The following is a 642-nucleotide window of genomic DNA, read 5'->3' as shown; positions in this document are numbered from 1 at the left end:
GTGCTGATTCGACCGGACGGCGTGACGCTGGCGGCGGCGCTGTTCGCTGCGCTCGGCCTGCCCGTGCTGCGCCGGCCGGCGCGCTGGCCGTGGCGCGAGGCGATTCTGTTCCTCGCCGTCGTCCTGCCGTGGCTGCTCTTCGCCTTTGCCTACTTCGGCCAGCCTGTCCCGCAATCGGTGCTGGCGAAATCGGTCGTCTATCGCATCTCCGATGACCTGGCCGCGTTCCGCGCCTTCCTCGTGCAGCTGCGCACGGTCTTCGCCTTCAGCGTGCCGCCGCTCAACGACCCGGAGCCGGTCTGGCGGCAGATGCTACAGGCGCTGTTGCCCCTCGGCCTGTGCGGGCTGGGCCTGTTCGCCGCGCTGCGCCGGCAGCCGCGCGCGTGGATGCTCGGCCTGTACATCGGCCTGTTCATCGCCTTCTTCTCGGTTGGCAACCCACTCTGGCTGGGCTGGTACGAAATCCCGCTGCTTCCGCTATACCAGCTGCTCATCCTCTGCGCCGCCGCCTGGCTTGGAGAACGCGCCGGCGCTTCTCGCATTCAGTCTCCAGTCTTCAGTCTTCTTTCATCATTCTTCGCCGCGTTGCTCCTCTCCGCACCTCAGCTCTCGCGCCTCAACGCCCTGCCGTGGGAACAGGCC

At 67.8% G+C, this 642-nt stretch carries 1 protein-coding gene; it reads left to right on the top strand.

Annotated features, from left to right (window positions below; genetic code table 11):
- Positions 1-642, top strand: a 642-nt coding sequence (locus tag NZU74_20570; protein ID MCS6883721.1) for a hypothetical protein, incomplete at both ends; no start/stop codon positions are given.

Source organism: Chloroflexaceae bacterium (genome assembly GCA_025057155.1).
In the GTDB taxonomy this organism is placed as follows: Bacteria; Chloroflexota; Chloroflexia; order Chloroflexales; family Chloroflexaceae; genus JACAEO01.
This window is presented reverse-complemented; position numbering and strand designations above follow the sequence as displayed.